The organism is Gordonibacter sp. 28C (assembly GCF_003339845.1).
GTDB lineage: Bacteria > Actinomycetota > Coriobacteriia > Coriobacteriales > Eggerthellaceae > Gordonibacter.
Genome location: NZ_PPTR01000003.1, coordinates 222284 through 246759, shown reverse-complemented (window position 1 = coordinate 246759; position 24476 = coordinate 222284). Strand labels below are relative to the sequence as shown.

23 protein-coding genes are annotated in these 24476 nt (G+C 63.8%); 20 read left to right on the top strand and 3 right to left on the bottom strand.

Translation table 11 applies throughout. The annotated features are described in order from the left end of the window. The first annotated feature begins 22 nt into the window (after nucleotides 1–22). From upp to C1878_RS05225, 11 genes are all read left to right on the top strand, one after another. Nucleotides 23–658 (top strand): uracil phosphoribosyltransferase, encoded by a 636-nt coding sequence (gene upp, locus C1878_RS05275; protein ID WP_114600642.1) that lies wholly within the window; start codon nucleotides 23–25, stop codon nucleotides 656–658. A 319-nt stretch (nucleotides 659–977) separates the two neighbouring features. Next, the gene (locus C1878_RS05270; RefSeq protein ID WP_114600641.1) at nucleotides 978–1439 is read left to right on the top strand and encodes a cytidine/deoxycytidylate deaminase family protein; all 462 of its coding nucleotides are present in this window, start codon (nucleotides 978–980) and stop codon (nucleotides 1437–1439) included. 310 nt (nucleotides 1440–1749) lie between these two features. Continuing rightward, nucleotides 1750–2031, top strand: coding sequence for a hypothetical protein (locus C1878_RS05265; RefSeq protein WP_114600640.1), 282 nt, complete (start codon nucleotides 1750–1752; stop codon nucleotides 2029–2031). Between the two features lie 18 nt (nucleotides 2032–2049). After that, nucleotides 2050–2835: a F0F1 ATP synthase subunit A gene (atpB, locus tag C1878_RS05260; protein ID WP_114600639.1), complete on the top strand. Its 786-nt coding sequence runs from the start codon at nucleotides 2050–2052 to the stop codon at nucleotides 2833–2835. A 149-nt stretch (nucleotides 2836–2984) separates the two neighbouring features. Continuing rightward, entirely contained in the window at nucleotides 2985–3203 is a 219-nt protein-coding gene (gene atpE, locus C1878_RS05255; RefSeq protein WP_041239754.1) for an ATP synthase F0 subunit C, read from the top strand. Between the two features lie 52 nt (nucleotides 3204–3255). Beyond that, nucleotides 3256–3873 carry a F0F1 ATP synthase subunit B gene (gene atpF, locus C1878_RS05250; protein WP_114600638.1) on the top strand — a complete coding sequence of 206 codons (618 nt, stop codon included), beginning with the start codon at nucleotides 3256–3258 and terminating at the stop codon, nucleotides 3871–3873. Nucleotides 3874–3901: 28 nt separating this feature from the next. Beyond that, on the top strand, nucleotides 3902–4441 hold the full coding sequence (gene atpH, locus C1878_RS05245; protein ID WP_241963616.1) for an ATP synthase F1 subunit delta: 540 nt from the start codon (nucleotides 3902–3904) through the stop codon (nucleotides 4439–4441). After that, on the top strand, nucleotides 4435–6006 hold the full coding sequence (atpA, locus tag C1878_RS05240) for a F0F1 ATP synthase subunit alpha (protein WP_199519294.1): 1572 nt from the start codon (nucleotides 4435–4437) through the stop codon (nucleotides 6004–6006). Before atpH ends, atpA begins: the two co-directional genes overlap by 7 nt. 12 nt (nucleotides 6007–6018) lie before the next feature. Further along, nucleotides 6019–6948: an ATP synthase F1 subunit gamma gene (gene atpG / locus C1878_RS05235; RefSeq protein WP_114600635.1), complete on the top strand. Its 930-nt coding sequence runs from the start codon at nucleotides 6019–6021 to the stop codon at nucleotides 6946–6948. Next, nucleotides 6949–8397 (top strand): F0F1 ATP synthase subunit beta, encoded by a 1449-nt coding sequence (gene atpD / locus C1878_RS05230; protein ID WP_114600634.1) that lies wholly within the window; start codon nucleotides 6949–6951, stop codon nucleotides 8395–8397. Next, complete coding sequence (locus C1878_RS05225) at nucleotides 8390–8842, top strand: F0F1 ATP synthase subunit epsilon (protein ID WP_114600633.1); 453 nt, start codon at nucleotides 8390–8392, stop codon at nucleotides 8840–8842. Before atpD ends, C1878_RS05225 begins: the two co-directional genes overlap by 8 nt. Before the next feature lie 132 nt (nucleotides 8843–8974). On the opposite strand, the gene C1878_RS05220 is transcribed toward C1878_RS05225, so the two are convergent. Next, on the bottom strand, nucleotides 8975–10363 hold the full coding sequence (locus C1878_RS05220) for a LuxR C-terminal-related transcriptional regulator (RefSeq protein ID WP_114600632.1): 1389 nt from the start codon (nucleotides 10361–10363) through the stop codon (nucleotides 8975–8977). 419 nt (nucleotides 10364–10782) lie between these two features. Here C1878_RS05220 and C1878_RS05215 point away from each other — a divergent pair, with 419 nt between their 5' ends. From C1878_RS05215 to C1878_RS05205, 3 genes are all read left to right on the top strand, one after another. Next, nucleotides 10783–13017, top strand: coding sequence for a molybdopterin-dependent oxidoreductase (locus tag C1878_RS05215; protein WP_114600631.1), 2235 nt, complete (start codon nucleotides 10783–10785; stop codon nucleotides 13015–13017). Nucleotides 13018–13020: 3 nt separating this feature from the next. Then, nucleotides 13021–13362, top strand: coding sequence for an oxidoreductase (locus C1878_RS05210; protein WP_080144901.1), 342 nt, complete (start codon nucleotides 13021–13023; stop codon nucleotides 13360–13362). Nucleotides 13363–13749: 387 nt separating this feature from the next. After that, nucleotides 13750–14289, top strand: coding sequence for a hypothetical protein (locus C1878_RS05205; protein WP_114600630.1), 540 nt, complete (start codon nucleotides 13750–13752; stop codon nucleotides 14287–14289). Nucleotides 14290–14420: 131 nt separating this feature from the next. On the opposite strand, the gene C1878_RS05200 is transcribed toward C1878_RS05205, so the two are convergent. Further along, nucleotides 14421–14861, bottom strand: a complete 441-nt coding sequence (locus C1878_RS05200; RefSeq protein WP_241963615.1) for a B3/4 domain-containing protein — start codon at nucleotides 14859–14861, stop codon at nucleotides 14421–14423. A gap of 267 nt (nucleotides 14862–15128) precedes the next feature. On the opposite strand from C1878_RS05200, the gene C1878_RS05195 reads away from it, so the two are divergent. Continuing rightward, complete coding sequence (locus tag C1878_RS05195; protein ID WP_114600629.1) at nucleotides 15129–15710, top strand: TetR/AcrR family transcriptional regulator; 582 nt, start codon at nucleotides 15129–15131, stop codon at nucleotides 15708–15710. A 93-nt stretch (nucleotides 15711–15803) separates the two neighbouring features. Then, the gene (locus tag C1878_RS16720) at nucleotides 15804–16949 is read left to right on the top strand and encodes a hypothetical protein (RefSeq protein WP_199519293.1); all 1146 of its coding nucleotides are present in this window, start codon (nucleotides 15804–15806) and stop codon (nucleotides 16947–16949) included. Between the two features lie 76 nt (nucleotides 16950–17025). Here C1878_RS16720 and C1878_RS05185 read toward each other — a convergent pair whose 3' ends face one another. Next, entirely contained in the window at nucleotides 17026–17517 is a 492-nt protein-coding gene (locus C1878_RS05185; RefSeq protein WP_114600628.1) for a pyridoxamine 5'-phosphate oxidase family protein, read from the bottom strand. Between the two features lie 119 nt (nucleotides 17518–17636). Between C1878_RS05185 and C1878_RS05180 the strand changes: the two genes are divergently transcribed. The 4 genes from C1878_RS05180 to C1878_RS05165 all read left to right on the top strand — a co-directional run bounded on the left by C1878_RS05180 (nucleotide 17637) and on the right by C1878_RS05165 (nucleotide 24400). Next, the gene (locus tag C1878_RS05180) at nucleotides 17637–18311 is read left to right on the top strand and encodes a DUF3995 domain-containing protein (RefSeq protein WP_147272910.1); all 675 of its coding nucleotides are present in this window, start codon (nucleotides 17637–17639) and stop codon (nucleotides 18309–18311) included. 329 nt (nucleotides 18312–18640) lie between these two features. Continuing rightward, a complete protein-coding gene (gene dnaE, locus C1878_RS05175; RefSeq protein WP_114600626.1) occupies nucleotides 18641–22105 on the top strand; it encodes a DNA polymerase III subunit alpha in 3465 nt (1154 codons plus the stop codon). A gap of 134 nt (nucleotides 22106–22239) precedes the next feature. Beyond that, a complete protein-coding gene (gene truA / locus C1878_RS05170; RefSeq protein ID WP_114600781.1) occupies nucleotides 22240–23100 on the top strand; it encodes a tRNA pseudouridine(38-40) synthase TruA in 861 nt (286 codons plus the stop codon). A gap of 196 nt (nucleotides 23101–23296) precedes the next feature. Beyond that, nucleotides 23297–24400 carry a hypothetical protein gene (locus C1878_RS05165; RefSeq protein ID WP_114600625.1) on the top strand — a complete coding sequence of 368 codons (1104 nt, stop codon included), beginning with the start codon at nucleotides 23297–23299 and terminating at the stop codon, nucleotides 24398–24400. The last annotated feature ends 76 nt before the right edge of the window (nucleotides 24401–24476 follow it).

The window sequence follows — 24476 nt, the reverse complement described above, 5'->3', positions numbered from 1 at the left end:
ACCTGTAAGAAAGGAATCGTCCATGCACTACGAGCGCGTCACCATCGTCGACCATCCCATGGTCCAGCACAAGCTGTCGAAACTGCGCAACAAGGAAACGTCCTCGAAGGACTTCCGCGCCCTCGTGCGCGAGCTGGCCCTGTTCGAGGGCTACGAGGCCACGCGCGACCTGGCCCTGGAAGACGTGGAGGTGGAAACGCCCATCTGCAAGACCACGTGCAAGCAGGTGGCCGGCAAGAAGATGGTCATCGTGCCCATCCTGCGCGCGGGCCTGGGCATGGTGGAGGGCGTCCAAGAGCTCATGCCCTCCACGTTCGTGGGGCACTTGGGCATGTACCGCGACCCCGACACGCACGAGCCGCACGAGTACTATGCCAAGATGCCCGACAGCATCGCCCAGCGCGACGTGCTCGTGGTCGACCCCATGCTGGCCACCGGCGGCTCGGCCGTTGCCGCCATCGAGTACCTGCGGAAACTCGGCGTGAAGAACATCAAGCTCATGGTGCTCGTGGCCGCCCCCGTCGGCATCGAGGCCGTGCTCGCCGCCGATCCGGACGTGCAGATATACACCTGCGCCGTCGACGAGGGCCTGAACGAACACGCCTACATCGTCCCCGGCCTGGGCGACGCCGGCGACCGCATCTTCGGCACGAAGTAGGAGGAAGAAACCCTCGCAGGTTGAATCCCCTTTAACGGAAGAGCAGATTCACGAACCCCCGCACCGGAGATGCGAGCGTTCGCCGAGGCAACTGAGAGCAACGGAGAAGACGGAAGGGCGGCGCGACGCCCCCCAAGCGAGTTCCGCGAGGCGAAGAAGCAGCGGGCGGCGGCGCAACCGCCCACAAAGCGAGTTCCGCAGCGCAGCGAGGACTGTTTGAGCGACTGGGTGGTCGCGCCGCCGCCCGCGGACAGGTTGACCCGAGCGACTGGGCGCCGCGCCGCCCCTTCCGTCGCCCCGCATGTTGAAAGGAAGCATCATGAGCGAGCCGCTCGACCACCGTCCCAGCTGGGACGAGTACTTCATGAAGCTGGCGAACGAAGTCGCCACGCGCACCACCTGCATGCGCCGTGCGGTGGGGGCCGTCATCGTGAAGGACCGCCGCATCCTTGCCACGGGCTACAACGGCGTGCCCACCGGCATGCGCCACTGCGCCGAGACGGGCTGCCTGCGCCAGCAGCTCGGCGTGCCCAGCGGGCAGCGCCACGAAATCTGCCGCGGCCTGCACGCCGAGCAGAACGCCATCATCCAAGCGGCGCGCTACGGCATCAACATCACGGGCGCGTCCATCTACGTGAACACCCAGCCCTGCATCGTGTGCGCCAAGATGCTCATCAACGCGGGCATCGAGGAGATCGTCTACCAGAACCCGTACCCCGACGAACTGGCCATGTCCATGCTCGAGGAGGCCGGCATGAAGCTGCGGGTGTTCGAAGGCTAGGGGAAACCCATCCGGGTCGTCCCGTAGGGGCGCTCTCCAGAGCGCCCCTACGAAAAGCCCGCCGCGCCGGTGTCGCCTTGATATGCGACAATTTGACCAGCATATAAACCGCTCTCATCCCCGCAAGAGAATATACAGTTTCATGCAGCCGCATCACAAACTTTATTCAGTTTTCTGCCGGATTTATCCACCACTCACCCGAAAAATGTAAGTATTTGTTACCTTCTCGTAGGCTGAAAACGCAAGTTCCGTTACCATACGTACCGGTTTAATAGGGTGCGTCCGCAGGCGCACGGACTGAAAGCAGGCTATGGTAGTAGCGATCGTTTTGGGGGCGTTGGCCGGAGCAGTTGGCGTGCTGCCTTTGTTCCTTGGGCTGCGTATGACGAGACGGGTGACCGACACCAGCAACTTGGGCCATGCGGGTGCCCTGATGCTCGGCGTGCTGTTGTCGTTCGTCATTCTCTTCCTCGGAGCCATCGCCTGCGTCGTGCTCGCGCGCGAAATCGCGGTGCCCTTTGTCTTGGCGGAAGCGGCGGTGCTCGTTGCCTGCGCTATCGGCTACGGCGTGTATACGTTTGTGCGGAAGTAGGATGGAAAGGTAAGACACGTGAATCCTCTTGAAGAACTAGCGGCCGAGGTGCCCCATCTGCAGCATTCGTTCGACCCGGCCTTCGTGTTCGGCTCGGGCTCGTTCGGCATGACCCAGTACGTGCTGTGGATGATCATCTGCTTCGTCATCACGCTCATCGTCGTGCTGACGGCGGGGAAGCGCCTCACGCTCATCCCCACGAGCAAGTTCACGAACATGGTCGAGTACGGCTACGAGTTCGTGAAGAAGGACATGGGCGAAAGCGCCATCGGCCACGGCTACAAGAAGCACATCCCGTTTCTGGCTACGCTGTTCTTCTTCATCCTCATCAGCAACTTCGTCGGGCTGATTCCCGGCTGCAAGACGCCCACCGGCTCCATTTCCATCACGTGGGCCCTCGCCGCCATCTCGTTCGTCTACTTCATCTTCTACGGCATCAAGGTCAAGGGTCTGGGCGGCTACCTGAAGTCGTTCGCCCCGGCCGGCCTCCCCGTGGTCATGGTGCCCATCGTTTGGTTCCTCGAGCTGTTCTCCACGGTGCTGCGCGTGCTCACGCTGGCCGTGCGACTCTACGGCAACATGTTCGCCGGCCACATGGTGCTGGGCATCTTCGCCTTGCTCACCAGCGTGTTCATCGGCTCCGCCATCCAGGGCGCGGGCGTTGCCGTGGGCAGCATATCCATCGCTTGGATGCTGTTCCTGTTCGCCATGTACGCGCTCGAGTTCCTGGTCGCGTTCCTGCAGGCCTACGTGTTCACCATCCTGAGCGCGGTGTACATCGGCCTGGCCACGTCCGACCACTAGGATCGCGACTCCCGCCGCCCGCACGCGGGCGGTCCGCGTCCGCCAGGGCGCGAACCACGGTTCAAACCGGCACTCCACGGCCGGCGTTGACATAAACAGGTTGTCCAAAGTCTCCGGGGTTGGCTCGGAAACGGTAAAAGGAGGAAATTGTGGAAACTACCATCGTTCTTGCGGCTCTGAAGCTCGTGGGCTACGGCCTGTCGACCATCGGCCCCGGCGTCGGCATCGGCATCGCCTGCTATGGCTGCTGCGTCGCAACCGCCCGCCAGCCCGAACTGCAGGGTCGTCTGTTCACGAACTTCATCATCGGCGCCGCTCTTGCCGAGGCTCTCGGCCTCATCGGCTTCGTGCTCACCTTCATCGTGTAACTCGAGCCTCATCGGACATATTTGCCGTAGAAGGCTTAAAGGAGGTTACAACGTGAAAGACAGAGCGAAAAAAGCATCGACTCGCATGGGGGTCGCCGCAGTGGCCGGCGCCGGCATGACGTTTGCTTTTCCTGCGCTCGCGTTCGCCAGTGAAGAGGAGGCGGGCGGCATCAACGCGATCCTGCCCGACATGGCGGAGTTCATCCCCATGCTCATCATCTTCATCGTGCTGTGGATCATCCTCGCGAAGTTCGGCTGGCCGATGTTCGAGTCCATGCTCGACAAGCGCGAGAAGATGATCAAGGATGCCCTCGAGAAGTCCGAGGAAGCCCGTATCGAGAGCGAGCGGGTGCTCGAAGAGTACCGGGCCCAGTTGGCCGATGCCAAGACCCAAGCTGCTCAGATCGTGGCGGACGCCAAGCAGACCGGCGAAGCGGCCAAGGCCGACATCACGGCCAAAGCCCAGTCCGAGGCGACCGACATGATCGCCAAGGCGAAGGCTGCCATCGAGGCGGAGAAGAAGGCGGCCATCGCCGAGCTTCAAAGCTCCGTCGCCGACACGTCCGTCGCCGTTGCGGCGCGCTTGATCGGCGAGGACCTCACGGACGGCGAGCATCGCAAGATCATCGAGCGTTACGTGAACGAGGCGGGCAGTTTCGATGCCAACTAATCGTCTTATCGTCAAAGAGGAAGTGGCAGTGTATGCCGCCGTCCTGTTCGATGGGGCGTTCGAGACGGGCGGCCGCGACGCGGTCCTCGAGGTGCGCGACCAGATGGTGCGCGTCGCCGGGGCCATGCGCACCAATATGGAGCTGTCCGTTGCCTTGTCAGACCCGGGCTACACGCCCGAGCAGCGGGCCGAGCTTGCGAGGAACGTGTTCGCGGGCTGCAACCCGGCCCTGCTCGACGTTTTGGCGGTTCTGGCCGAACGGGGCGATGCTTCGCTGCTGCCCCGCGTGCTCGACAGTTATGCGGAGCAGCTTCAAAGCAAGTTGAACATATGCGTGGTGGACGTCACGACGGCGGTAGAGCTCGACGACGATCTGCGGCGCATCATCAAGGAAAAAGCCGAAGCCGATTTGGATACGAACGTTGTCCTGCGCGAGAGCGTCGACAAGTCCATTTTGGGCGGCATCATCATGAGCACGAACGGCAAGCGCATCGACGCCAGCGTGGTGTCCCAGCTGGATCATGCCCGCAACGTGCTCAAAACGACTACAGATGGAGGTGAATGCTAGTGACTGAAATCACCGCTAAGTCTATTGACGATGCATTGCGCAAGCAGCTCGACGCCCTGAGTGTCAACATCGAGTCTCGCGAGGTCGGAACCGTCGTCCAAATCGGCGACGGCATCGCTCGCGTCGACGGCCTGCGCGACGCCATGGCGGGCGAGCTCCTCGAGTTCGTCGGTCAGGGCGGCAAGACCGTGTACGGTTTGGCTCAGAACCTCGAAGAGGACGAAGTCGGCGCCGTACTCCTCGGCGATGTCACGGCAATCAAAGAAAACGACCAGGTCCGCACGACCGGCCGTATCGTAGAGGTCCCGTCGGGCAAGGAAATGCTCGGGCGCGTGGTGAACCCGCTCGGCATGCCCATCGACGGCAAGGGCCCCATCAAGGCCGAGGGCACGCGCCCCGTGGAGTTCAAGGCTCCCGGCGTTATCGCCCGCAAGCCCGTGCACGAGCCCATGCAGACGGGCATCCTGGCCATCGACTCGATGATCCCCATCGGTCGCGGCCAGCGCGAGCTCATCATCGGCGACCGTCAGACCGGCAAGACGTCCATCGCGGTTGATGCCATCATCAACCAAAAGGGCAAGGGCATGATCTGCATCTACGTGGCTATCGGCCAGAAGGCCTCCACGGTTGCCGGCATCGTCGAGACGCTCGAGCGCCACGGCGCGATGGATTACACCATCATCGTGACCGCGTCCGCGTCCGACTCCGCGCCGCTGCAGTACATCGCCCCCATGGCGGGCGCCGCCATCGGCGAGTTCTTCATGTACAACGGCGAGGACGGCAAGCCGGCTTCCGCCGACAACCCGGGCCGCCATGTGCTGTGCATCTACGACGACCTGTCCAAGCAGGCCGTGGCCTACCGCCAGATGTCGCTGACGCTGCGCCGCCCGCCGGGACGCGAGGCGTACCCCGGCGATGTGTTCTACCTGCACTCGCGCCTACTGGAGCGCGCGGTCAAGATGAACGACGAGAACGGCGCGGGCTCGCTCACGGCGCTCCCCATCATCGAGACGCAGGCCGGCGACGTGTCCGCCTACATTCCGACGAACGTCATCTCCATCACCGACGGCCAGATCTTCCTGCAGACCGACCTCTTCTTCCAGGGCCAGCGCCCCGCCGTCGACGTCGGCATCTCCGTGTCGCGCGTCGGTGGTTCCGCGCAGATCAAGGCCATGAAGCAGGTTGCCGGCTCGCTGCGCCTCGACCTCGCGTCCTACCGCGAGCTGCAGGCGTTCACGCAGTTCGGCAGCGACCTGGACAAGGCCACGCAGGACCAGCTGAACCGCGGTGCCCACATGACCGAGCTTCTGAAGCAGGGTCGCTACAACCCCATGCCGGTTGAAGAGCAGGCCGTCTCCATCTACGCGGGCGGTCACGGCTACCTCGACGACATTCCGGTGGGCGACGTGGTCCGCTTCCGGGCTGAGCTGCTCGACTACATCCGCGCCTCCAAGCCGGAGATATTCGAGCACATCGTGAAGGAGCAGAAGTTTACCGACTCGATCGAAACCGAGCTGAACGCCGCCATCGAGGCCTTCAAGCTGACGTTCTCGGCTTCGGCTTAAGGCAGGTAGACCATGCCCAACCTTCACGACATAGAACGGCGCATCAACTCCGTCTCCTCGACGAAGCAGATCACGCGCACCATGGAAATGGTGGCCGCGGCCAAGATCCGCCGCGCCTCGGACCGGGTGTACAACGCCCTGCCGTGGGCGAGCGCCATATCGGACATGCTCGTCAGCACGGCGAAGTACGCGCCGCTCGACTCCGAGCCGCTGCTCGCCACGCACGACGAGGTAAAGCGTGCCCTCGTCGTGGTCATCGCGTCCGATCGCGGGCTAGCCGGCGGGTTCAACAGCAACGTGCTGCGCCATGCCGAGAAGCTCATCAAGGAGAAGGAGCGTCAGGGCATCGAGGTAAGCGTGGTCGCGTGCGGCAAGAAGGCCATAGGGTACTTTAGCTACCGCAACATCAAGCCGGTTTTCGAGTTCCGCGACCTTTCGGCCGACCCGACGTACGAAGAGGCGGCCGAGATCTCGCAGTTCGCCGGCGACAGCTATCGCGAAGGCAAGCTCGACGAGGTCGTCATCGTGTTCAACCACGCGAAGAACGCGGCCGAACAGCGGTTGATCGAGCAGCAGGTGCTGCCCATCAACACCACGAGCTACGCCGAGCTCCTTGGCCTTGCCCCGAAGGAGAAGGACTACTTCGAGCATTTTCGGGAGAAGGACCTCGAGCACCTTCCCGGGGATGTCGATTTCGAGCCCGATGCCGAATCGGTTATGCACTATCTGATGCGCGCCTACCTGCGCAACACGTTCTACTACGCGCTCATCGACTCGGCATCCGCCGAGCAGGGCGCGCGCCGCACCGCAATGAAGTCGGCGACCGACAACGCCAACGAGATGGTCAACACCCTGACCCGCGTGTACAATCGCGTGCGCCAGGGCGCTATCACGACCGAGATCTCGGAGATCGTCGGCGGCGCCGCAGCTTTGGAGGAATAAATGGCTGAAACCAAGAACACTGCATCGGCCAAGGGCGCGACCGGACGCATTGTCCGCATCGTCGGCGCTGTCGTCGACGTTGAGTTTCCGCCGGATCAAATGCCGGCGATCTACAACGCCCTGACCGTGGATGCAACCACCCCTATCGGGGAAGTGAAGACCGTGTTGGAGGTGCAGACGCACCTTCCGGGCGACCTCGTCCGCACCGTCGCCATGTCGTCGACCGACGGCATGGTGCGCGGGCTCGAGGTCGTCGACACCGGCAACCCCATCATGATGCCCGTGGGCCCGAATACGCTGGGCCGTATCTGGAACGTGATCGGCGAGCCGGTCGACGGCAAGCCCATGCCCGAGATTGCCGAGTACATGCCTATCCACCACCCGGCTCCGGACTACGACACGCTGACCACCACGACGGAGATCTTCGAGACCGGCATCAAGGTCGTCGACCTCATCGAGCCCTACGTCAAGGGCGGCAAGACCGGCCTGTTCGGCGGCGCCGGCGTCGGCAAAACCGTTATCATCCAGGAGCTCATCAACAACCTGGCCCAGGAGCACGGCGGCACGTCGGTGTTCACGGGCGTGGGCGAGCGTACCCGCGAGGGCACCGACCTGTTCCTGGAGATGAGCGAGTCCGGCGTCATTGACAAGACCTGCCTTGTGTACGGCCAGATGAACGAGCCGCCGGGAGCGCGTCTGCGCGTCGGTCTGGCGGGTCTGACGGAGGCCGAGTACTTCCGCGACCAGGGTCAGGACGTGCTGCTGTTCATCGACAACATCTTCCGCTTCACGCAGGCAGGCTCCGAGGTGTCCGCACTGCTCGGCCGTATGCCGTCCGCCGTTGGTTACCAGCCCACGCTGGCCACCGAGATGGGCGACCTGCAGGAGCGCATCACGTCCACCGAGACCGGCTCCATCACGTCGGTGCAGGCCGTGTACGTGCCCGCCGACGACTTGACCGACCCCGCGCCGGCCACGACGTTCACGCACTTGGACGCGAAGACGGTTCTGTCCCGCTCCATCGCCGAGCTGGGTATCTACCCGGCCGTCGACCCGCTGGAGTCCACCTCCCGCGCGCTCGATCCCGAGATCGTGGGCGAGGAGCACTACCGCGTGGCCGTGGGCGTGCAGGAAGTGCTGCAGAACTACAAGGACCTGCAGGACATCATCGCCATTCTGGGTATGGACGAGCTGTCCGAGGAGCAGAAGCTCATCGTGAACCGCGCCCGTAAGATCCAGAAGTACCTGGGCCAGCCCTTCCACGTGGCCGAGGTGTTCACCGGCAACCCGGGCAAGTACGTGAAGATGGAGGATACGATCCGCTCGTTCGCCGAGATCCTCGACGGCAAGTGCGACCATATCCCCGAGCAGTGCTTCGTGTACAAGGGCGCCATCGAGGACGTGTACGCGGCCTACGAGGAGATGACGAAGGAAGAAGCTCATGCCTAATCTGCTATGCTTGGTGGCAACGCCGACGCGCGAGCTGTTCTCGGGCGAGATCGCCTATGCGGACGTTCCGGGATCGGAAGGCAACTATGGCGTGCTCAGCGGCCATGAGATGCTCGTCGCCAAGAACAGCCCCGGCGTGCTCACGCTTTGGATGGACGCCGACGGCAAGGAGAAGCGCCGGTTCGCCCTGTACGAGGGTGCCACGCAGGTTTACGCGGATCGATTGACCGTTCTCGCGCGCTTCGGCGCCGAGGTCGACAACATCGACGCGGAGGCGGTTCGCAAGAAGGCCGACGGCATGAAGGAGAATATCGCTAAGCTTGAGGCGAAGCATGCGAACGACCCCGAGGTCGAGCGTTATGGGGCTGCGTTGGAGACGTCGCGAGCCCGCTTAGCTTGGTACGAGACCCAGCTGCGCGTGGTGGAGGGCTCTTCCGCCAAATAGCGCGTTGCCGCATCATCGAAGCACCTTACGAGAAGGGGGGATGGCCACTAGGTCGTCCCCCCTTCTTTGCGATTTGCCAGGCTTTGCTCTCGGGAGCGCCCGAGGATAACAACGGAAACGCGACCGTGCTTGCTACGCCTTGTCGGGGTCGGCGGCCTCTATGGCGTCGAGGAGCTCCTCGCGGGAGTTGATGCCCATCTTCCGGTAGATGTTGTACGTGTGCGACTTCACGGTGTGGCCGGAGATGCACAGCTTGTTCTGGATGTGCTCGATGCCGCGGCCCTTTGCCATGAGGTAGAACACCTCGGTCTCGCGCGCGGAGAGCTTGGCGTCGCGCGCCACCACGGCGCAACGGGCCTTCCAACGGCCCTGCTCGTGCTCCTGCTCGCTCGATTCCGACGCGGTGGCGTCCTCGTCGTCGGCGGGTCTGTGCTGCGGCGCGAACGTGATGAACGCTGCCAGCACCACCACCAAGCCCAAGGCCACGCCCGAAAGCACGGAGTAGTTCGCCGCGCCCGCGACGGCCGGCAGCAGCCCCAGCGCGAATCCCGCCGCCATGCCCACGCCCAACACGCCCTGGCTCATGCCCACGAAGAACAGCGGCGCGGCATGCCGCTTGTGCGCCGTGTGCACCTCGAAGGCCATGCTCGTCACCACCAAGAACACGTACACGGCCAGAAGCAGCAGGTTCGAAAGCGCGTACACCGGCCCGGTGAACAGCGCCATGGCCACGAGCGACACCACCAAAAACGGGAACACCATGCGCAACATGTCGATCTGCCTCATGCGCCCCGCGAAGCGCTTCATGAACGCGAGCGCCGCGAACGCCCCGACGAGGATGAATGCGGCGATGCCGCCGAACAGTAGCGGGTCGCCGGGCAGCTGCGTGACAGACCCGGCCCCGAGGCCGAACACGATGCCGTAGACCGCGTAGATGACGCCGAACGCCCACGACAGCCCGGCGTTCTCGCGCGACGTGGACAGCGGGATGCGCAGGTCGTCGGCCGGCTTGGCTTCGTGCGCCACCACGCGCTCCACGCCCAGGCTGACCAACGGGCACACCACCAGCATGACGATGCTGAAGTAGGACGGCAGCAAGTTGATGACAAGGTAGAGAAACCCGCCGCAGGCGGTGGAGAGCGCCATGCAGCGTGCCACGGAGCGTTCGTCCATGCTCGACACCGCGGGCACCCAGGCGAACAGCAGGCATCCCAACCCCACGCCCGACAGCGTCCAGGCCACGAGGTCGAAAGCGAGCGGCAAGGGCGCTCCCAGCACCGCGTAGACGGTGGGCGACACGGCGGCGATGATGCAGAACAGCACGACGAGCGCCGACATGGCGCGCCGCCCGCGCGGGGTGGGAAGGCCGTCGGCCGCGTGCGACAAGACGAAGGCGCACGCGCCGAAACCGACGAAGAACGCGATGCGCAATGCCAGGTGATACCACAAACGGTCGATGCCGGGATCGAGGAACGAGTTGCGCATGAGCATGGCGAAGAAGCACGCCCAGAACAGCGCCATACCGCTCACCACCGATAGCAGTAGGGTTGGAGATACGTTTTGACGTGGGGTTTCCCCGTCACTCATACTTTTTTCCATAGGTGCTTCTGCGGCCCCCTCCCGCATATCGCCGAGGTTCCGAACGCGAAACCAGACGATTGGTCGATGGCGTCCATCATAAACGCTCCCTAAGATCGTGGCAAGGAAGGACACCCGCCCCGAGGCACGGTGGAACTGTTCGTTGTCGCGCCCCCTTGTCATCCTGAGCGAGCGAAGCGAGTCGAAGGATCTTCCAGCACGGCGAATCTTCCGTCGCCGAAGATCCTTCGACTTCGGCCTTCGGCCTCCGTTCAGGATGACGGGGGCGGCAACGAACAGTTCCGCAGGATAGCTCGGCGAGGGCGGGTTCATCCGAAGACGAGAGGACGAGGAGGCAAGGTATGGCTGAGGAGTATCGAGTTGTGCAGCACGACAAGCCGTTCCACTACCAGGAGGGCGGCTTCGACGTCACGCGCGGTTGCGCGTGGACGGGCCCGGGCTGCCACTTGGGGTGCGGCGTCATCATGTACACCGACGACGAGGGCAAGCTGGCGAAGTGCGAGGGCGACCCGGAGGACCCGTGGACGAACGGCAGGCTGTGCATGCGCTGCCTGGACGTTCCCGAGGTGACGCACCACAAGGAGCGCCTGCAGTACCCCATGAAGCGCGCCCGCGAGGACCGCGGTCTCGACAAATGGGAGCGTATCACATGGGACGAGGCGTACGACCTCATCACCGACGAGTTCATGTCCATGAAAGAGCAGTACGGCGCCGAGTCCGTCATCTTCGCCCAGGGCACGGGACGCGACATCGCCGCGTACATCACGCGCCTTTCCTGGTCGTTCGGCAGCCCGAACTACACGGGCCTGTTGTCGGGCCAGGCGTGCTACCTGCCGCGCATCGCCGGCATGGCCGCCACCACCGGCGCGCCGTGGATCCCCGACGCCGCGCAGCAGTTCCCCGAGCGCTACGACCACCCCGACTACGAGGTTCCCGAGGTCATGTTCGTGTGGGGCAACTACCCGCTGAAGTCGAACATCGAGGGCTTCTACGGCCACTGGGTCATCGACCTCATGAAGCGCGGCATGAAGCTGGTCACCGTGGACCCGAAGGTCACGTGGCTGGCCACGAAGAGCGAGCTGCACCTGCGCGTGCGCCCCGGCACCGACGCGGCGCTGGCGCTGGGCATGATGAACGTCATCATCGAGGAGGACCTGTACGACCACGAGTTCGTTGACAACTGGTGCTACGGCTTCGACGAGCTGGCCGCGCGCGCCAAGGAGTTCGACGTGAAGCGCGTGTCGGAGATCACGTGGGTGCCCGAGGACAAGATCATCGCGGCGGCCCGCATGCTGGGCAACGCCAAGAACTCCACGCTGCAGTGGGGCGTGGCCGTGGACATGACCCGCGAGGCCATGCCGGCCGGCCAGGCCATCCTCGCCCTCTGGGAGATCACGGGCAACATGGAGCGCCCCGGCGGCATGATCGTGGCGCCGGAGATCCTCTCGGTGGCCGGCGGCTGGGGCCGCGAGGTGCTGGGCCAGGAGCAGGAGGCCAAGCGCATCGGCATCCAGAAGTACCCGCTGTTCAACTTCGGGTTCGCCGTGTCGCAGCCCGACGAGACCGTGAAGACCATCGAGACGGGCGACCCCTACGAGATCCACGGCGCCTGGCTGCAGACCACGAACCCCATCGCCTGCATGGGCGCCGATCCGCAGCGCTTGTACAAGGCGCTGAACAAGCTGGACTTCATCGTGGTGGTGGACCTGTTCAAGACGCCCACCATCGCCGCCTTGGCCGACGTGGTGCTGCCGGCCTGCACGTTCCCCGAGCGCAACGGCATCGCGTTCGTGTCCGGCGCGCAGCGCGGTTCCACCATCAACAAGGTCACGGACGTGGGCGAGTGCCGCTCCGACATGCAGATCAACCTGGAACTGGGCAAGCGGTGGAACCCCGAGGCGTGGCCGTGGGACAACGTGGACGAGATGTTCACCGACATGCTCAAGCCCACCGACATGTCGTTCGAGGAGCTGCAGGAAGTGGCCCCGGCCTACCAGCCCATCGAGTACTACCGCTACAAGACGGGCAAGCTGCGCAAGGACGGCACGCCCGGCTTCAACACGCCCACCGGCCGCATCGAGCTGTGGAGCAACTTCTACAACCAGGCCGGCCTCGATCCGCTGCCGTACTTCGAGGAGCCCGAGCCCGGCCCCGGTTCCACGCCCGAGCTCATGGACGAGTACCCGCTCGTCATGACCAGCGGCGCGCGCACGTGGGGCATGTTCCACTCGGAGCACCGCCAAATCGAGCGCATGCGCCATTACCGCCCGTGGCCCCTCATGGAGATCCATCCCGAAACGGCCGCCAAGTACGGCATCAAGGACGGCGACTGGGTGTGGATGGAAGGCCCCATGGGCCGCGCCAAGCGCAAGGCGAAGCTCACGCCCGTCATGGATCGCCGCATCGTGTCGTGCGACCACGGCTGGTGGTTCCCCGAGGGCGACCCCGAGAAGTTCTACGACGTGTTCGATCTCAACATCAACAACACGCTGCCGTGGATTCCCGGCAAGAGCGGCTTCGGCTCGAACTACAAGAGCTCCATCTGCAAGATCTACAAAGTGGAAGAGGGGGAATAGACCATGGCGAAGTACGGAATCCTGGCCGACGCTCAGTGGTGCTCGGGCTGCCATAGCTGCGAGGTGGCCTGCCAGATGGAGCACGGCCTGCCCGTGGGCGAGACGGGCATCAAAGTGGTGAAGATAGGCCCGTGGGCCATCGGCGACGAGGCCGACGAGAACTGGCAGTTCAGCTACCTGCCCATTCCCACGAAGCAATGCGATACCTGCGCCGCCCGCCGAGCCTTGGGCAAGGTGCCCACCTGCGTGCAGCACTGCCAGTCGCAGTGCCTGGAGTTCGGCCCGCTCGACGAGCTGTCCGAGCGCCTCGACGTGAAGCAGAAGACGCTGTTCGTGGTTGCTTAGGCGAAGCGGGACTGTCCGGGCGGCGAGGGGCTGACGCCCAGTCGCTCGGCAGTCCTGGCTCGCACAAACCGTCCACTATCGGAGATCGGCGTAGCCGCTCTCCGATGCGCCCGCTCGGGCGCAGAAGAGGGTGTGTGAACAGTCCGCCGGACTGTTCACCATGCGGAACTCGCTTTATGGGCATCAGCCCCTCGCCGCCCTACGGGTACGTTGCTGAAAGAGGCGAACATGTCTTTGGGGAAGAAGGGGGACTGTTGCAACGCTTTCGCGAGCGAGGGTTTTCCGTAGGGGCGGGGCTTGCCCCGCCCGGCGCGCGGGTTCGCGATCGTTCGATTCGTGCGACGAGCGCACCGAGGAGCTTCCAAAACCAATCAGCAAGGAGGGGAAATGTACAGTAAGAAGTACTATATCGTGTACGGCCTGTTCTTCTCGTTCATCGTGGCGGCGGTGCTGTGCTTGTGCCTGACCGTCATGCAGGGGATGCCGCATATCGACCCGGTGTTCTACGCCATGAGCTTCGGCGTGGCGTTCGTCACGTCGTTCGTGGTCACGGCCGTGATCCCGCTGGCGCGCATCGCGGCGGCGTGTGCGGCGTACTACGATGCGAAGCCGGGGAGCGTGGCGTTCAGGCTCATCCAGAACGTGTTCTTCAGCACGCTCATCATGTTCTTCTTGGGGCTGGTCATGACGGCGTTCATGACGGGCGTGGGCGAGACGCAGGTCTTGAGCACCATGACGGGCCAGATGATGGGCGTGAACCTGTTCGACCGGTTCGTGGGCCTGTGCCTGCAGTTCTGGCCGACCATCGTCATCGTGGCGTTCCTGTCCGACCCGGCGGCCGGCGGGCTGGCGAAGCTCATCGTGAAGCCCGAGCGCCAAGTCGCGGCCGACGGCGCGCCGTCGCCGCAGGAGGCTCCCGCTGCCTAAGCGAAAAGCTCTTGGACGCGAACCTTGAGGCAAAGCTCGAATCGGGGAGTCGGCATGCGCCGGCTCCCCGCGTTTGGAAGGAAGGCTATGAAAGACGGAGACGGCTACGACGGCGGCTACGGCAACCACGATCACCGCGACGACGACGGACGTCGCGTTCGCAACCAGAAGCTCGCACCTCCGACGAACGAGTCCAGGTCCTCGCCGCCCACGGGCAGGGCGTGCTTGAGCGAGATGGCGTTGTAGATGTCCACCGACGGCGTGATGGAGCCAACGGGGTTGCCCTTCAGCACGCGCTTGAACAGGTTCTCCACCGAGCAGCGGGCCCCCTTCTTCGTCTTGAACTTCTGGTACGCCTCGCGCCACACGCGCACGGGCTCGTTCTCGGAAATGGTGTTGCTCGTGAGGTGCTTGTCCGCCTGCTCGTTCGCCTCGCGCAAGAGCTTCGCGATGGCGGCCGCGTCCTCGGCGGGCACCTGGTCGGCCGGCTTCAGGCCGCGCGCCACGATGATGCCGATGGCCGCGTCGGGGAACAGCTCCCAAAACGATTCCTCGGCGATGAACTTCTGCATGTCGTCCTCCTAACAAAAAAGCATGCGGCCTCCCTCGTCTTCTAAGGCCTAACGACGAGGGTGCGCATGCTTGCGTCCTTATCTACCCGGCGGCAGATGCTCCTATGATGTTGGCTGGCAGGGTACTACAGCGGACGGCGCCGGTCAAGATTTCACTCGACCTTCGTCTCCCATACGGTCCTCGCTTCATGCAATTTTTCTATTGATTTACAATTGTAAATCAATTACAATTGTAAATAACAAGGGGTAGAGCAGGTAGGAGAAACCATGACCGATGTCCTTGATCCGCGCACCGTGCGCGTGCGTGCGGCACTCACCGCGGCAACGCGCGAGCTGGTGAGCGAGCGGCCCGTTGAAGACCTGTCCGTCACCGAAGTGGCCGCGCTTGCGGGGGTGAGCCGGCCTACGGTGTACCAGCATTTCGGCGACATCCCCTCTCTCGTTGCGGCGGCGACGAAGGAGTTCATGGAGGGGATCTTCGCACATATCGACGCAACGCTCGAAGAGGAGAACAGCCTCGATTACGTGCGGCACCTTCTTGCGCTGTTCGTCGAGGGGGTGTACGGGCAGCGCGCGTTCTGCAACAACGCCATGCACGGTGCGAGCGCCTTGTCCATCGCGCTCGACACCATGAAATATCTCGACGACCGCATGCGCAACCATGTGATCGGCAGCCGCATTCCCGCCGAAGGGCAAGCCGCAGCCGATCAGCGCGCAGCGATATCGGCCGGTTTGGTGTGGATGGTGGTGGCGTGGCTCGACACCGATTTCGCAGACGCGAACGCCCCCGAAGCGTTTGCGAATCGACTGGCCAACACGCTCTTCAGCCTTGCCGGCGTAACCTCGTAGCGCTGCGATAGCCGGAAAACTCAACGTGTGCAAGACAGGCTCGATGCCTGCTGATGCTCTGCGCTCTGAAACCCTGTGTAAAGGAGGAATCTCATGGCAACGAAGAAAGTAACGAAGAACACGCATTTCCAACCGAACCCGCTTGCGGTCTTGATCGCGCTGGCCTGCATCGCGGCGGCGGTGGGGGGCGTATGGTGGGGGGCCGTGCGCATGCCGCTCGACGGTCCGCTCAAGGTGCTCGCGATGATTTTGATAGTGCTGGTGGCGCTGCTCGTGTGCTTCGCCTCCGGCATGAGGCTGATCCTCGAGCTGTACTCGAAGGGCGTGTGGGCCACGCCCGAGGAGCAGGTCATGCCCTTCCCCGGCGACGATCTGGTGAAAGATCCCAAGGGCAAGAAGATCTTGCGCGTTCGTCAGGCGCGCGACCTGGATGCGCCGCTTGGGGAGGTGTGGAAGCACGTCTACCAGATGGACCCCACCAAGGGCGGCATGTACGCATGGTCGAACTGCGAGCGCCTGTTCGGCATGAACGTGGACAACGCCTACAGCCTTGAGGAGATGTGGCAGGGCGAGGATGCCTGCAAGCCTGGTGACTTCTGGGCGTGGAGCTACTCCGGGTTCGGCGCGGAGGTGGCCGACCTGGTGCCGAACAAGTACATCACGTGGTTCGCCGACACGAGGGACACCGTGCGCACGCCGGGCGCGAGCTACATGATGGCACCAGGGCTGAAATACTGCATTTGGTACTGGACCATTGCGCTCAAGCCTCTCGACGGCGGAAAGCGTTGCCGCATCTACAGCTGCTACGACATCGCCTACGGGCCGCACAATCCCCTCAACTACCTGATTCAGAAGCTAGTCATCTTCGACGGCGGTGCCATGATGGGGCGCCGTGCGTTCAGGAATCTCGAGCTGTCCGCACGCGTCGAGCGCCGCAAGTCCATCCCGCTGCGCATTCAAGGCGCGCTTCTGGGACGCAGCCACGGGGACGATCCGCGTCTGCACAAGCGCATCGCCTATCCCGAGCTGCGCTGGGCCCGCGAGTTCCCTCGGGTCGAGTCGCAGCGTGCGCCCATCACCGACGATCCTAACTGGCCGCCCAAGGACGGCGAGGACTACGTGCCTCCTATCGCGGAGAACAACGAGAAGTGCGGCTGGAGTCCCGAGAAGAAGGTGGAGAACGACCGCAAGGCGGCCGAGAAGGAAGCAGCGTTGCTCGAGAAGCTGGGCATGAAGTAGGGCGTTCGACCCGGTTCGCCGAAGAAAACGAGAGGCTGTCCGCTGTGTTCGCGGACAGCCTCTCGCAATGCTCCCTTTACCGCCCGAGGCGCCGCGCGCCCTTGCCGCGCACCTCGTCGAGGTCGACGGCCCAGATGGCGGTTTCGTTTATCTCGCGGGCGATGCCCTCGCCGATCTTGTCCTTGTGCTCGGGCAGGTACTTCATGCACAGCGCCACGAGCACCTTGCGCATGGCGGCGCCGTCCTCCACGCGGCGCACGCGCCCGCGCGCGACGACCGAGGCGAAGCGGGTGGTGAAGAAGTCGTCCTCGTAGCAGGGCTCCACCTCGGTGGCCACCGTCACGCACACGCGCTCGTCGCGCGCGAAGTTCTCCAGCTTGTGCCCGCCGGCGTTCGTGGTGTGGAAGCACAGCGCGCCGTCCATCATCACGTAGGACAGCGGCACGCCGTAGGGCATGCCGTCGCTATCGACGGTGGACACGACGCAGAACTCGCCCGCGTCCAGAATCTCGCGCGCTTCGGCCTCGTCGAGCTCGCGGTCCGTCACGCGCATGGGGTAGTCGATCATGGGTTTTCTCCTTCGAGGATGAGCTTAACTAGAGATTGCTTGGTGCGTATCAAAACCTATTATAGCTAACGGGATGTCGAGCGCTTTGCGGCAACTTGTTCAGCACGGCGATTTTCGGCATGAGGATTGCTGCGCGTCCTCAGCTTCAGCTTTATGCTGGCCAAAGCAAGAATCTAAACAAAAAGCCTGCAAAACTAGAAAAGCTCACGAAACATGAAGTGAATGACTCGCATGTGAAACGAATCGACGCATGCTCTCAAACGAATGCGGTCGATCGACCACGTACACGGGAAATCGAACACATGGGAGCGTTTCCATGTGTTCCAATCGACTGCACCGTTATAGTGAAGGCACAATCCGGCTTGGAGGCTGTTATGTTTGCTCTTGGTGTTGCGGGTTCGGTTGTTTTGCTTGCCATAAACGGGTTTCATATCTATTGGTTGTTAGGGGGTGCGGCGGGCTCCGATGCTTACGTGCCATTGGGTAAGAACGGCAAGCGTCCGGTAATGACCAAACCGCAGATGCTCGCAGGCATCTGCATGTTTTTCGCGGCGGCGCTGCTTCCCCTGTTCGCCTTGGGCCTTTTCGGTGACGTCATTCCCTCGTGGATCGTGAACGTGTGCCTCATGCTCGGCATTGGCGTTTTTCTGCTCAGGGGGATAGCGGGATTTATCCAGTCGTTAATGCAACCGAAGCCGCGCGAAAAGTTCCATACATGGAATATCAGACTGTACACTTGGGTATGCTTGTTTCTGGCAATCTCCTATTCTGCCTCCCTGCTCTACGACTGGTAAGCTGTTTTGCCTAAGGTGTGGCAAATATGTCCGTATTCTCTCCGGCTTCATATGAACAGGACGCAAAAACGAAGACAGACGGACTTGCCCGAGGTTGGGGCTATTGCATCCATTGTTGCTCTGACGCATCCTTGCGAATCCGAACGATGATGTAGCCGCACGCGCAACTGTGCGCAGTTGCCGGCGTCCTTGCAAAAACCATCGTTTGTTCGCTGTTTGTGGACGGCGTGCATCGGCGAATGCTGCTAGAATGGCATCGACACCTTACCGCGCTGCAACCTGCTAAAAACACCTCCTGGCGCATGACTGACTGATTCGAGGCACAAGATATGGCATTCGTCCATTTGCACAACCACACGGAGTACTCCCTGCTCGACGGGCACACGCACATCTACGACATGGTGAGGCGCGCCGCCGACCTCGACATGCCCGCCGTGGCCATCTCCGATCACGGCGTGATGTCGGGCGTGCCGCAGCTGTGCGAGATGTGCGACAAGGTGGAGGAGGAAACCGGCAAGCGCGTCAAGCCCATCTATGGCTGCGAGGTGTACTTCACCACCGACGAGGAGCTCAAGCGCGACGGCAAGCCGAAGCTTTACCACCTGCTGCTGCTGGCCAAGACGAACGAGGGCTACCACAACCTGGTGAAGCTGGTCAGCGAGTCGCACGTGGACAACTTCTACTACAAGCCACGCACCACGTTCAGCATGCTGCAGAAGTACGGCAAGGGCGTCATCGGCTCGTCGGCGTGCATCGCGGGCATCATCCCGAAGCTTTTGGACAACCGCCAGTTCGACGACGCCGTCGCGTGGGCCAACAAGTTCGCCAGCTGCTTCGAGCCGGGCGACTTCTACATCGAGCTGCAGAACCAGGGCATCCGCACCGACGCCGGGTTCACGCAGACCGAGCTCAACGGCATGCTCACCGACGTGGCCAAAGCGGCGGGTCTCAAGACCATCGCCACGAACGACTTCCACTACCTCACGAAGGAAGACGCGAAGGCCCAGGACTACATGCTGTGCGTCGCCCAAGGCGCCGCCGTGAACGACGAGAAGCGCATGCGCTTCGAGAACGACCAGTTCTACATGAAGACCGAGGAAGAGATGCGCGAGGCGCTGAAGGACTTCCCCGAAGCCTGCGACAACACGGTGGAGCTGGCGGAGAAGGTGAACGTGGTGCTGGAGCGCGACTCCATCCTGCCGCGTTTTCCTTTGCCCGAGGGCGAGACCGAGGAGAGCTACTTCCGTCGCCGTGTGCAGGAGGGCCTGGTCAAGCACTACGGTAGTCCGGTTCCGCAGGAGGCGCAGGAGCGCGCCGACTACGAGATGGGCATCATCATCCAGCAGGGCTTTCCGGCGTACTTCCTCATCGTGCAGGAGTACATCGAGTGGGCGCGCAGCCAGGGCATCGGCGTGGGGCCGGGCCGCGGTTCGGCCGCAGGCGCCATCGTGGCGTACGCCATGGACATCACCGCGCTCGACCCGCTCTCGAACGGCCTGCTGTTCGAGCGATTCCTGTCGCCCGAGCGCGTGGAGATGCCCGATATCGACGTCGACTTCGAGCAGGGCCGCCGCGAAGAGGTTATCAATCACATCAAGGACGTGTACGGCGAGGACCACGTGTCGCAGGTCATCACGTTCGGCACCCTGCAGGCCAAGAACGCCGTGCGCGACGCCGCGCGCGTGCTGGACTACCCGTACAACACCGGCGACCGCATCTGCAAGCTGATCGGCGACGAGCTGGGCATCACCATCGACAAGGCGCTGGCCACCAACCCCGACCTGAAGAAGGCGTACGAGACCGAGGAGGACGTGAAGGCCGTCATCGACGCCGCGAAGTCCATCGAAGGCCACGTGCGCGGCGAGGGCGTGCACGCGTGCGCCACCATCATCTGCCGCGACCCCATGAGCGACCACGTGCCCATGAAGCGCGACACCAAGGGCGGCGGCATCATCACCCAGTACGACGGCCACTACACGCCCGAGCTGGGCCTGCTGAAAATGGACTTCCTGGGCCTGCGCACGCTCGACGTGCTCACCATCGCGTGCCGCAACGTGGAGCAGCGCTTCGGCACGAAGATCATACCCGAGGACATCCCCATCGACGACGAGGCCGCCTTCAAGCTCATGCAGTCCGGCAACATGGACGGCCTGTTCCAGGTGGAGGGCGCGCTGTACGTGAGCCTGTTCGCACGGCTCCCTCCCACGCGCTTCTCCGACGTCGTGGCCTCCATCGCGCTCAACCGCCCGGGCCCGCTGGAGTCCGGCATGGTGGACGACTACGTAAAGGTGGCCAGCGGCAAGACGCCGGTGCACTACTACGACGACCGCCTGCGCCCGCTGCTCGAGGAAACGTACGGCACCATGGTCTACCAAGAGCAGATCATGCAGATATCCATGGTCATGAGCGGGTTCTCGGCCGGCAAGGCCGACAAGCTGCGCAAGGCCATGGGCAAGAAGAAGCTCGACATCATGCGCCAGCTCCAGGAGGACTGGAACAACGGCGCCGTGGAGAACGGCTTCTCGCTGGCTATCGCGAAGCAGATCTGGGAGGACGCCGAGAAGTTCGCGAAGTACGCGTTCAACAAATCGCACTCGGCCGCCTACGCCATCCTGGTCATGCGCACGGCGTACCTGAAGGCGCACTATCCGAACGACTTCATGGCCGCCGTGCTGTCGTCCTACATGGGCAACACCGACCGCTTGATCCGCTACATCGCCAGCTGCAACCACAACGGCATCCCCGTGCTGCCGCCGGACATCAACTCGTCCAACGCCGAGTTCACCCCCACCGACGAGGGCGTGCGCTTCGGCCTGGTGGGCGTGCGCGGCGTGGGCGCGAACGTGGCCGAGGCCATCATCGAGGAGCGCGAGGCGAACGGCCCGTACACGTCGCTGCACGACTTCGTGAACCGTCTGGATGCGAAGTGCTACAACCGCAAGACGCTCGAAGCGCTCATCAAGGGCGGGGCGTTCGACTCCACGGGCTACACGCGCAAGCAGCTCATGTACTTCGTGGACGAGACGCCGCTTCTGGAAGGCGCCTCCAAGCGCCAGAAGGACCGCGACAGGGGGCAGGTGTCCATGTTCGACCTGTTCGGCGACGATCCCGACTCGGGCTTCGAAGAGGCCGTGCCCGAGCCCGACGGCGTGGAGTGGCCGAAGCGCCAGCTGCTGTCGTTCGAGAAGGAGATCATGAAGATCTACGTCTCGGACCATCCGCTGCGCCCGTACGAGGGCACCATCGCGCGCATGACGAAGTTCCAGCTGGGAGACTTGGCCGAGCGCACGAAGGAGATCAAGTCCGCCACGTTCGTGGGCATGGTGTCCGGCGTGGTGACGAAGCTCACGAAGCGCGGCACGAAGATGGCCACGTTCACGCTGGAGGACACGACGGGGCACATCGAGTGCATCTGCTTCAAGTACGAGGAGAACGCCGAGGCCATCCAAGAGGACGCCATCGTCAAGATCAAGGGCAAGTTCGAGCACAGCGACCGCGGCAACCAGATCATGGCGTTCGAGGTGGAGGCCATCGAGCTGAACGAGGCCGACGCGCGCCCGTCGCACCTGGAGCTGAAGGTGTCGTCGTCCGACATGGATTCGACGACGTCGCTGCGGCTGAACCGCATATTGAAGTCGTATCCGGGTCGCGACGGCGTGGTGCTGTTCGTGAACCAGGGCGACGGCCGCAAGTTCCGCGCCGAGCTGCCGGTGACGGTGGATTCGGGCAACGCCATCATGAAGTCGGAGCTGCAGGAGCTGTTCGGCCGGCCCGTGTGGACGAAGGCGTCCTGACGCGCGCCCGGCCTTCGGCGGAACGGGAGCATCTCGCCGGTTCTCCGGGCCGATGGCAGGGAAGTAAACAATTTGGCAAGAGCGACCGGCCGCGCTTCGCAACGCGGCCGGCTTCGTTTATGATGGAACGCATCATGACTCAGACTACCCAACATAACGGGCCGCGTTCGGGTTCCCCCGCGGCGCAGGCAGCGGACGCTTCGGCCGTCGACGACGGCGAGCGTCCCGTGCGCGAGCACACGCTCGCGCTCACTTTATCGTACAACGGCGCCCCGTTCTCGGGGTTCGCGCGCCAGCCGGGGCAGCTCACCGTGCAGGGCGACGTGGAGGCGGCCCTCGAGCTGCTGTTCCGCCGTCCCGTTGAAACGACGTGCGCCGGCCGCACCGATGCGGGCGTGCACGCGCTCGGCCAGGTGGTGAGCTTCGACGTGGACGACCTCGATATCGCCGGCCGCTCGCTGCCCAGCTTGCGGCGCTCGCTCAACGCGCTCACGAACGACGCCATCACGGTGCGCGAGGTCGAGCCCAAGCAGAAGGGCTTCTCGGCCCGCTTCGACGCCCAAGCGCGCGAGTACCACTACCATCTGTGCGTCGACAGCACGGCGCCCATCTTCATGAGGGACTTCTCGTGGTTCGTGCCGGGTGGCTTGGACCTGTCGGCCATGGAGGCCGGAGCGCAGTACCTGCTGGGCGAGCACGACTTCAAGAGCTTCTGCATGGCGGCGTCGGCCGAGGGCAAGCCCACGTGCCGCAACGTGCGCGAGATATCGTTCCATCCCGAAACCGTCATGGGCGAGAACCTCCTCACCATCAAGGTGGTGGGCAACGCCTTCCTCCATTCCATGGTGCGCACCATGGTGGGCACGCTCGTGATGATAGGCCGCGGCCAGCGCCCGGCGTCGTGGGTGGGCGAGGTGCTGGAGGCTCGCGACAGGCAGGCCGCCGGCGAGAACGCCCCCGCGCAGGGCCTCGTGTTCTGGCGCGTGATCTACTAGGCTCCGAAAGCGGGCCCGCTGGGGCGGCTCGTCGCGCCGTCCGCGAGTGCGCGACGCCCATCCTCCGAACAGCCCCTCCGAACAGCCATTCTCGTTGCCCAAAGGTTTATAGAGCAGGGGATCGCATCGCCGAACGCCCGTGATATACTGGGGCGATGCCGCAATGGCCGACCTGCGGCGAAGAGAGGTACGGATCGTGTTCGGAAACACCGCTGAGAAGCGCATCGCGCGCGAAGCCGACAAGGTCGCATCCCTGAAAGAGGATCTGGATGCGCTCTCGTGGGGACGCGTGCTCGACATAGGCAAGCTGCTCCAGACGAAAGGGCCCGAAGAGGCCGACCTGGGAGCCGAACTCGTTTCCATCGCCCAAGCCAACTTGTCGCTCGCCACGCGCCTGGGCATCGACCCTGCGCCGCCCGAGGGCCGTGTGATGGCGTCGGGCATCGAGATCGTGGAAGGCGGGCTCGCCGAGGCCGCCTTGGAAGGTGCGTCGGCCCCCGAGGTTGCGGAGGCCGCATGCGGGCAGGCGGCCGACGATGCGATGCGCAAGGCGTCGGTCGAGGTGCCGGTCGAAGAGGCGGGGTTCGGCATGGGCGAGACGGAGGAAGGCGGAGAGGCCGACACGTTCGATCCGCAGGAGCCGCCGCAAATCCCCGCGTTCCGCTCGAAGACCGAGCTCCCCATCGTCATGGCGTCTCCGGCGCGCGCCGCCGAATCGGGTTTCGGGCAAGCGCGGGCTCCGGAGCGGCAGGAGGCGTCTTGCGAAGACGGGGAGCAGGCGGCGGACGAGCCTCCGCATGCGCCTGCGGGCGAATGCGAGGCCGGCCCGTCGACCGAGGCCGAGGCGGAAGGCGCGGTCGACGCCGCTTCCCCGACGCTGCCGACCGAGTGCGAAAACGAGGTGGAGGACCCGGCTTCCTTCGATCCCGAACCGGCGCCGGACCCGGTAACGCGCGATCTTGACTCCGAGACGCCGGAATCTGCGCATCCCGCAGCGGTGCCCGAGCCCGTGCGGCCTGCGGAGGCGTCCGAACCTGCGCGGCCTGCGGAGGTGCCGGAGGCCGTTCAACCTGCGGCGGCATCGGATTCCGTCCAGCCTGCGGCCGCGCCGGAGCCTCGCGCTGGCGACGAATCCCGGCCCGCCGACGAAACCACAGACCGCGAAGGCAGCAATGGGCGCACGTCCCGAAAGCGGTTCGCGCGGTTCCGCCATCTGTACGAGAGCCGCGACGGGGCCCTGTGCGTGTTCGAAGACGAGCACGGACACCTGATGGCGGTGGACGCCTCCAAGCTCGCCTAGCGCCCGCGCATTTCCGACAGATCGTTGGCATTCTGCGATTAATGGATATAATCCTATATGAGAGTGAACCTTGTCG